Source organism: Streptomyces sp. NPDC048349 (assembly GCF_040651925.1).
Lineage (GTDB): Bacteria > Actinomycetota > Actinomycetes > Streptomycetales > Streptomycetaceae > Streptomyces.
In genome coordinates this window covers 24688-31370 of the sequence record NZ_JBEZLA010000073.1, presented here as the reverse complement: position 1 = coordinate 31370, position 6683 = coordinate 24688, and the positions used below count along the sequence as shown (strand labels likewise).

The following is a 6683-nucleotide window of genomic DNA, read 5'->3' as shown; positions in this document are numbered from 1 at the left end:
CCGCCGCCAGGCCGGTCAGCACGACCCGCCCGTCGTCGCAGACCAGCACCGTCCGGAGATCCGGGGCGCGCGGCCGTTTCGTCGTGCGTACGCCCGTCGGCGCGGGGCGTCAGGCGCCCTGCTGGCCCTGCTTGAACTCCAGGGCCGCGGCCATGGTGCCCAGCTGCTCGAAGGAGGCCGTCCCGGTGACCACCGTGACGAAGCCCTGCTCGCGCTTCACGAGGGCGTCGTACTTCTCGCCGTCCCAGCGCTCCCAGACGGCGTCGCCGACCTGCTGGGTCTGCCCGGTGGCCTCCGCCTTCTGGGTGACCGCGGCGAGGTACTTGGCGGAGGTGTCCGCGGACTGCTCCACCGACACGTACTGCCGCTCCGGGTCCTGGAAGCCCAGGTGCCAGGCGTGGGCCTCCTTGCGCTGGTACGTCACCGAGGTCGCCCGCCACTCCTGGGGCAGCCCCACCGGGACGGCCACGGGGTACGGGGCGGCGCGCCGGGCCGTGAGCGTCTCCACCCGGTAGTCGACCGTGCGCGTCGGATCGGCGTCCTCGTCATGGGGAACGAAGAGGTAGATCCCCGCGACCACGATGCCGATGACCGCCAGCGACCGGACCATGTCCCAGACCGTCTGCTTGCCTTTCATACCTGCCACGGCACCATCGTCCCGTACGCGCGCCGGCGATCACCGCCGGGGTGGCCCCCGGACGCGCCCGGACTCCTGTGCGGCGCGCTCCCGGCCCCGGCAAGACGTCCGCTCAGGCCAATCGAATGACCGATATTCCGCTCATACGTGACCCGCCCTGCTCAATATGTCGACGTACCGATAGAGTTCCAGCACCCTCACTTCCCGGCCGTCGCCGTACAGAAAGGTGCGCTCCGATGACCGAGCACAACCTGCCGCCCCAGCTCGAAGTCTCTCCGGAGGCCCCCGACCGCAACCTCGCCCTGGAACTCGTACGGGTCACCGAGGCCGCCGCCATGGCCGCCGGCCGGTGGGTCGGACGCGGCGACAAGATCGGCGCGGACGGGGCCGCGGTCAACGCGATGCGCACCCTGATCTCCACCGTTTCGATGAACGGCGTCGTCGTCATCGGCGAGGGGGAGAAGGACGAGGCCCCCATGCTCTTCAACGGCGAGCGGGTGGGCGACGGCACCGGCGCCGAGGTCGACATCGCCGTGGACCCGATCGACGGCACCACCCTGAACGCCAAGGGCATGCCCAACGCCATCGCCGTCCTGGCCGCCGCCGACCGCGGCACCATGTTCGACCCGTCCGCGGTCTTCTACATGGAGAAGCTGGTCACGGGCCCCGAGGCCGCCGACTTCGTCGACATCAACGCCCCCGTCTCGGTGAACATCCGCCGCGTCGCCAAGGCCAAGAACATGGCCGTCGAGGACGTCACCGTCGTGATCCTGGACCGCCCCCGCCACGAGGGCATCGTCAAGGAGATCCGCGAGACGGGCGCGCGGATCAAGTTCATCTCGGACGGCGACGTCGCGGGCTCGGTCATGGCGGTGCGCGAGGGCACCGGCGTGGACCTGCTCCTGGGCATCGGCGGCACCCCCGAGGGCATCATCTCGGCCTGCGCCATAAAGTGCCTCGGCGGCACGATCCAGGGCAAGCTCTGGCCGAAGGACGAGGCGGAGCGCCAGCGCGCTCTGGACGCCGGCCACGACCTGGACCGCGTCCTGTTCACGAACGACCTGGTGTCCGGCGAGAACGTCTTCTTCGTCGCCACCGGCATCACGGACGGCGAGCTGCTGCGCGGCGTCCACTACCGCTCGGAGACCGCGACCACGTCTTCGCTGGTCATGCGCTCGAAGTCGGGCACGATCCGCCAGATCGACTCGACGCACCGACTGTCGAAGCTGCGCGCGTACAGCGCCGTCGACTTCGACCGCGCCCAGTAGCCTCCGGGCGGACAGCACGAGAGGGGCGGTCACCGTGTGCGGCGGTGACCGCCCCTCTGCCGTGCTCGCGCACTCCGTACGGGTCCGCGCACGCTTCCTGGCGCGGGGTCAGCCCGCGGCGGCTATGGTGCCGGGCCCGGGCGTTTGGCGCAGTTCGGCCGAGCGGCGCCGCATCCGCGCCAGGACCACGCGGCGCTCGGCGGCGGTGAGGCCGCCCCAGACGCCGTACGGCTCGGGCTGGAGCAGCGCGTGCTCCCGGCAGGCGACCATGACCGGGCAGCGGGCGCAGACGCGCTTGGCGGCCTCCTCGCGGGAGAGCCTGGCCGCGGTGGGCTCTTTGGAGGGGGCGAAGAACAGGCCCGCCTCGTCGCGGCGGCACACCGCCTCCGCATGCCATGGGCCGTCCTCAGCCCTCACCGGCACCCGCGGATTCGGCACGACGGCAACCTTCAGGGACTGATGCGGCGGATGCGGCACGGTCTACTCCTGACGACGGGTACGGGAGCGAGAGACGATGCACCTGTCCCTACCCGCTGTGCGCGCCCCTATGCACTGGGTGCCAACGGCCGCAGGGGGTTCGTCCGAAACGCGACCCCCCGTCCCGGACGGTTTCAGCCGTCGGTGCGCTTGCGCATTCGGTCCGCCAGATCGACCAGCCGGGCGCCGGGCCTGGGCCGCGCCTCGATGTTGCCCAGCAGGGCGAAGCCCCGGACGATCACGACCGGGGCCTGCGGATCGACCGCGCCGCGGCCCTCGCCGCGCACCTCGAAATTGCCGAGGACGCCGCTCCCGTAGCCGCGCAGGGTGACGTTCTCCGGGACGAGGACCTCGACGTTGCCGAGGACGCAGGTCACGTTGATCTCGGTGACCTGCTGCGCGAAGACCGCCTCGGTGAGGTCGAGGCTGACGTCGCCCATGACCGATACCGCGCGGGTGAGCGCACCCGGCCGCCAGCGGCCCTTGCGGGCGGAGCTGCTGCACACGGCGACGACCGTCTCGGGGTAGCCCGACGCCGCACCGTGTTGCGCGTACGCGGCCGGAGCGGGGCCGGGATCCGGCGCGGGGAGGTCCCGTACGAGCGCTTCCAGCTCGCCCACCGTCTTGACGGCGTACAACGAATCCAGGCGCTCGGAGTGCTCCTCGGAGGTCAGGCGGCCCTCGGCGAGGGCGTCGGAGAGGATCTGCGCGATCCGGTCCCGGTCGGCGTCGGAGGCACGCAGCCCGGCGGCCTCAGGAGCAGGGGCGGGGGCGGGGGCAGCGGAATGCTTTTCCAGGTCCACGCGACCCAGCATAGCGAGACACGATAGATCGCGATACTCCCCAGTGAGCCTTACCTCACAGACACGGCCGCGCCGGGAGGTCCTACGCTGGTGGACTGCGCTGCCAATTGGTCGCCAGCGCTGTCTGCCGAGTGAGGAATGACTGCCGTCATGCCAGAGTTTGCGTACACCGACCTGCTGCCCCTGGGCGAGGACACCACCCCCTACCGGCTGGTGACCGCCGAGGGCGTGTCCACCTTCGAGGCGGACGGCCGTACGTTCCTCAAGGTCGAGCCGGAGGCGCTGCGCAAGCTCGCCGAAGAGGCCATCCACGACATCCAGCACTTCCTGCGCCCGGCGCACCTCGCGCAGCTGCGCCGCATCATCGACGACCCCGAGGCCTCGTCGAACGACAAGTTCGTCGCGCTCGACCTCCTCAAGAACGCGAACATCGCAGCGGCCGGCGTCCTGCCGATGTGCCAGGACACGGGCACGGCGATCGTCATGGGCAAGCGCGGGCAGAACGTCCTCACGCAGGGCGCCGACGAGGCGGCCCTGTCCCGCGGCATCTACGACGCCTACACCCGCCTGAACCTGCGCTACTCGCAGATGGCCCCGCTGACCATGTGGGAGGAGAAGAACACCGGCTCGAACCTGCCCGCGCAGATCGAGCTGTACGCGACCGACGGCGGCGCGTACAAGTTCCTCTTCATGGCCAAGGGCGGCGGCTCGGCCAACAAGTCCTTCCTCTACCAGGAGACCAAGGCGGTCCTCAACGAGGCCTCCATGATGAAGTTCCTGGAGGAGAAGATCCGCTCGCTCGGTACGGCGGCCTGCCCGCCCTACCACCTGGCGATCGTCGTCGGCGGAACCTCCGCCGAGCACGCGCTGAAGACCGCCAAGTACGCCTCCGCGCACTACCTGGACGAGCTGCCCACCGAGGGCTCCCCCCTCGGCCACGGCTTCCGCGACCTCGACCTGGAGCAGCAGGTCTTCGAGCTCACCCAGAAGATCGGCATCGGCGCGCAGTTCGGCGGCAAGTACTTCTGCCACGACGTGCGCGTGGTGCGCCTGCCCCGCCACGGCGCGTCCCTGCCGGTCGCCATCGCGGTCTCCTGCTCCGCGGACCGCCAGGCGGTCGCGAAGATCACCGCCGAGGGCATCTTCCTGGAGCAGCTGGAGACGGACCCGGCACGCTTCCTCCCCGACACCACCGACGACCACCTCGACGAGTCCTCGGACGTGGTCTCCATCGACCTGAACCAGCCGATGGAGTCGATCCTCGCCACCCTCACCCAGCACCCGGTGAAGACGAGGCTCTCCCTGACCGGTCCGCTGGTCGTGGCGCGCGACATCGCGCACGCCAAGATCAAGGAGCGGCTGGACGCGGGCGAGGGCATGCCGCAGTACCTGAAGGACCACCCGGTCTACTACGCCGGCCCGGCGAAGACCCCGGAGGGCTACGCCTCGGGCTCCTTCGGCCCGACCACGGCCGGCCGCATGGACTCCTACGTCGAGCAGTTCCAGGCGGCGGGCGGCTCCAAGGTCATGCTGGCCAAGGGCAACCGCTCCCAGCAGGTGACGGACGCCTGCGGTGCGCACGGCGGCTTCTACCTCGGCTCGATCGGCGGCCCGGCGGCGCGCCTGGCCCAGGACTGCATCAAGAAGGTCGAGGTCCTGGAGTACGAGGAGCTCGGCATGGAGGCGGTCTGGAAGATCGAGGTCGAGGACTTCCCGGCCTTCATCGTGGTCGACGACAAGGGCAACGACTTCTTCCAGAACCCGGCCCCCGAGCCGACGTTCACCCACATCCCGGTCCGCGGCCCGGGTCTGTAGCCACGCGCGCAGAGGGCCCCTCCCCCGTCCGGGGGAGGGGCCCTCGCGCATGTCCGCCACGCGGCGGACGGCACGCCGACGGCTCCCGGCGAGGCTGGTTGCGTACCCGCACAGCCCACGTCGAACGGGAGTTCACGATGAAGAGCCGCACGCGCACCCTCGTCCTCGCCGGAACCTGCGCCGCCCTGGTGGCCACCCTGGTCGCGGCGGGGCCCGCCCCGGCGGCCCCGGTGGCGTCGGCAGCCACGGCCGGAGCGGCGCCCAAGGCCGCCTCGGTGCGCGGGGGCGGCACGGTGCACTACCCGTACGTGCCCGCGTCGCACGACATCCGCTTCACCGTGGACGCCGAATCGGTGCCGTGGAGCCGGCCGCTCCCGGGGCTCGAGCAGGGCCTGCCGACCGACGCCCGGGGCCGGGTCACCGTCTACCACGCGCAGCCCGAGGAGAACGTCACGGCCGTGGCCGAGGCGGAGGTGGACTGCCTGGTCACCGGCGGCCGGACGGCGACGGTGACCGCGGTGGTCACGACCTCGAACGTGCCGGGCTGGGAGGGCAGGCGGATCGGCCTGAGCGTCCAGGACGGCGAACGCGGCGCGCCTGACCGGGTCGGCTTCTCCTGGGGCATCGCCAACGTCGACCCGAAGCCGGACGGTTCGCCCGCCCAGGCCACGGTGGGCACCTGCATGGCCCCGGCCCCCTTCACGGAGGTCACGAAGGGCGGCTTCAAGGTCACCCCGGCCGCCCTGGCCCCGAGGCCGTAGCGGGTGGGACGGGACGGGGTGGGGTGTCGGCCCCGGCGCACCCGCCCCGGCACGGTTAACGTCGGGGCCACGGCCCCGCGCCCGCCCGTTCACCACGCCCTGCGAGGATTCCCCGTATGACAGCCACGCCGACCCTCCGCTCCGGGCGCACCGTGCGCGTGGTCGCCCACCGGGGCGCCTCCCACGAGCACCCCGAGCACACCCTGGCCGCCTACCGGCAGGCCATCGACGACGGTGCCGACGCGCTCGAGTGCGATGTGCGGCTCACCGCCGACCGCAAGCTGGTGTGCGTGCACGACCGGAGGGTCGAGCGGACCTCCGACGGCCGCGGGATCGTCTCCGAGATGACCTACGAGCAGCTCCGCGCGCTCGACTTCGGTTCGTGGAAGGGCGACGCGCACGCCGGGGCCCGGGTCCTGCTGTTCGAGGACCTGTTGCAGGAGGCCCTGGCCGCCCCCCGCCCGGTCGGGCTCGCGGTCGAGACCAAGCACCCGTCCCGCGCCGGCGGCCGGCTGGAGGCCGAACTGGTGCGGATGCTCCGGGAGTACGGCCTGGCCGACGGGTCCGACGGCCGCGTCGAGGTGATGAGCTTCTCGCGCACCGCGCTGACCCGGTTGCACCGGCTCGCGCCCGGCCTGCCCGCCGTGTTCCTGATCGAGCGCACGATCCGCCCGGCGCGGCCCCCGTACGCGACCCACGCGGGCCCGGGCATCGACCTCGTACGGCGGGACCCCCACCTGGTGGCCCGGCTGAAGGCCAAGGGGCTGTCCGTGCGGGTGTGGACCGTGGACGAGGCGCAGGACGTCGAGCTGTGCGTACGGCTGGGCGTGGACACGATCATCACCAACCGCCCGCGGGACGTGCGCAAGCTGCTGCTCGACATGTGAGCACCCGGCCGGGGTGCGCCGGCCGGGTGTGGGGG

7 protein-coding genes are annotated in these 6683 nt (G+C 71.9%); 4 read left to right on the top strand and 3 right to left on the bottom strand.

All coding sequences use genetic code 11. The features are described from left to right. Positions 1–109: 109 nt before the first annotated feature. Positions 110–637, bottom strand: coding sequence for a DUF4245 domain-containing protein (locus AB0D44_RS29770; RefSeq protein WP_362596564.1), 528 nt, complete (start codon positions 635–637; stop codon positions 110–112). Between the two features lie 236 nt (positions 638–873). Here AB0D44_RS29770 and glpX point away from each other — a divergent pair, with 236 nt between their 5' ends. Then, positions 874–1905 (top strand): class II fructose-bisphosphatase, encoded by a 1032-nt coding sequence (glpX, locus tag AB0D44_RS29765; RefSeq protein WP_362596562.1) that lies wholly within the window; start codon positions 874–876, stop codon positions 1903–1905. Between the two features lie 108 nt (positions 1906–2013). Here the strand turns inward: glpX and AB0D44_RS29760 are convergent, their stop codons facing one another. After that, complete coding sequence (locus AB0D44_RS29760; RefSeq protein WP_362596560.1) at positions 2014–2382, bottom strand: WhiB family transcriptional regulator; 369 nt, start codon at positions 2380–2382, stop codon at positions 2014–2016. Between the two features lie 134 nt (positions 2383–2516). Then, positions 2517–3185: a DUF1707 domain-containing protein gene (locus tag AB0D44_RS29755; RefSeq protein WP_362596558.1), complete on the bottom strand. Its 669-nt coding sequence runs from the start codon at positions 3183–3185 to the stop codon at positions 2517–2519. A gap of 150 nt (positions 3186–3335) precedes the next feature. Here AB0D44_RS29755 and AB0D44_RS29750 point away from each other — a divergent pair, with 150 nt between their 5' ends. The 3 genes from AB0D44_RS29750 to AB0D44_RS29740 all read left to right on the top strand — a co-directional run bounded on the left by AB0D44_RS29750 (position 3336) and on the right by AB0D44_RS29740 (position 6648). Next, a complete protein-coding gene (locus tag AB0D44_RS29750; RefSeq protein ID WP_362596556.1) occupies positions 3336–5000 on the top strand; it encodes a fumarate hydratase in 1665 nt (554 codons plus the stop codon). Between the two features lie 137 nt (positions 5001–5137). Next, the gene (locus AB0D44_RS29745; protein ID WP_362596554.1) at positions 5138–5761 is read left to right on the top strand and encodes a hypothetical protein; all 624 of its coding nucleotides are present in this window, start codon (positions 5138–5140) and stop codon (positions 5759–5761) included. Positions 5762–5877: 116 nt separating this feature from the next. Next, positions 5878–6648, top strand: a complete 771-nt coding sequence (locus AB0D44_RS29740; RefSeq protein ID WP_362596552.1) for a glycerophosphodiester phosphodiesterase — start codon at positions 5878–5880, stop codon at positions 6646–6648. Positions 6649–6683 lie beyond the last annotated feature (35 nt).

Excerpts from the sequence above, each read along its gene's own strand:
- AB0D44_RS29770 (WP_362596564.1), bottom strand. The coding sequence starts at position 637 with ATGAAAGGCAAGCAGACGGTCTGGGACATGGTCCGGTCGCTGGCGGTC.
- glpX (WP_362596562.1), top strand. The coding sequence starts at position 874 with ATGACCGAGCACAACCTGCCGCCCCAGCTCGAAGTCTCTCCGGAGGCC.
- AB0D44_RS29750 (WP_362596556.1), top strand. The coding sequence starts at position 3,336 with ATGCCAGAGTTTGCGTACACCGACCTGCTGCCCCTGGGCGAGGACACC.
- AB0D44_RS29745 (WP_362596554.1), top strand. The coding sequence starts at position 5,138 with ATGAAGAGCCGCACGCGCACCCTCGTCCTCGCCGGAACCTGCGCCGCC.
- AB0D44_RS29740 (WP_362596552.1), top strand. The coding sequence starts at position 5,878 with ATGACAGCCACGCCGACCCTCCGCTCCGGGCGCACCGTGCGCGTGGTC.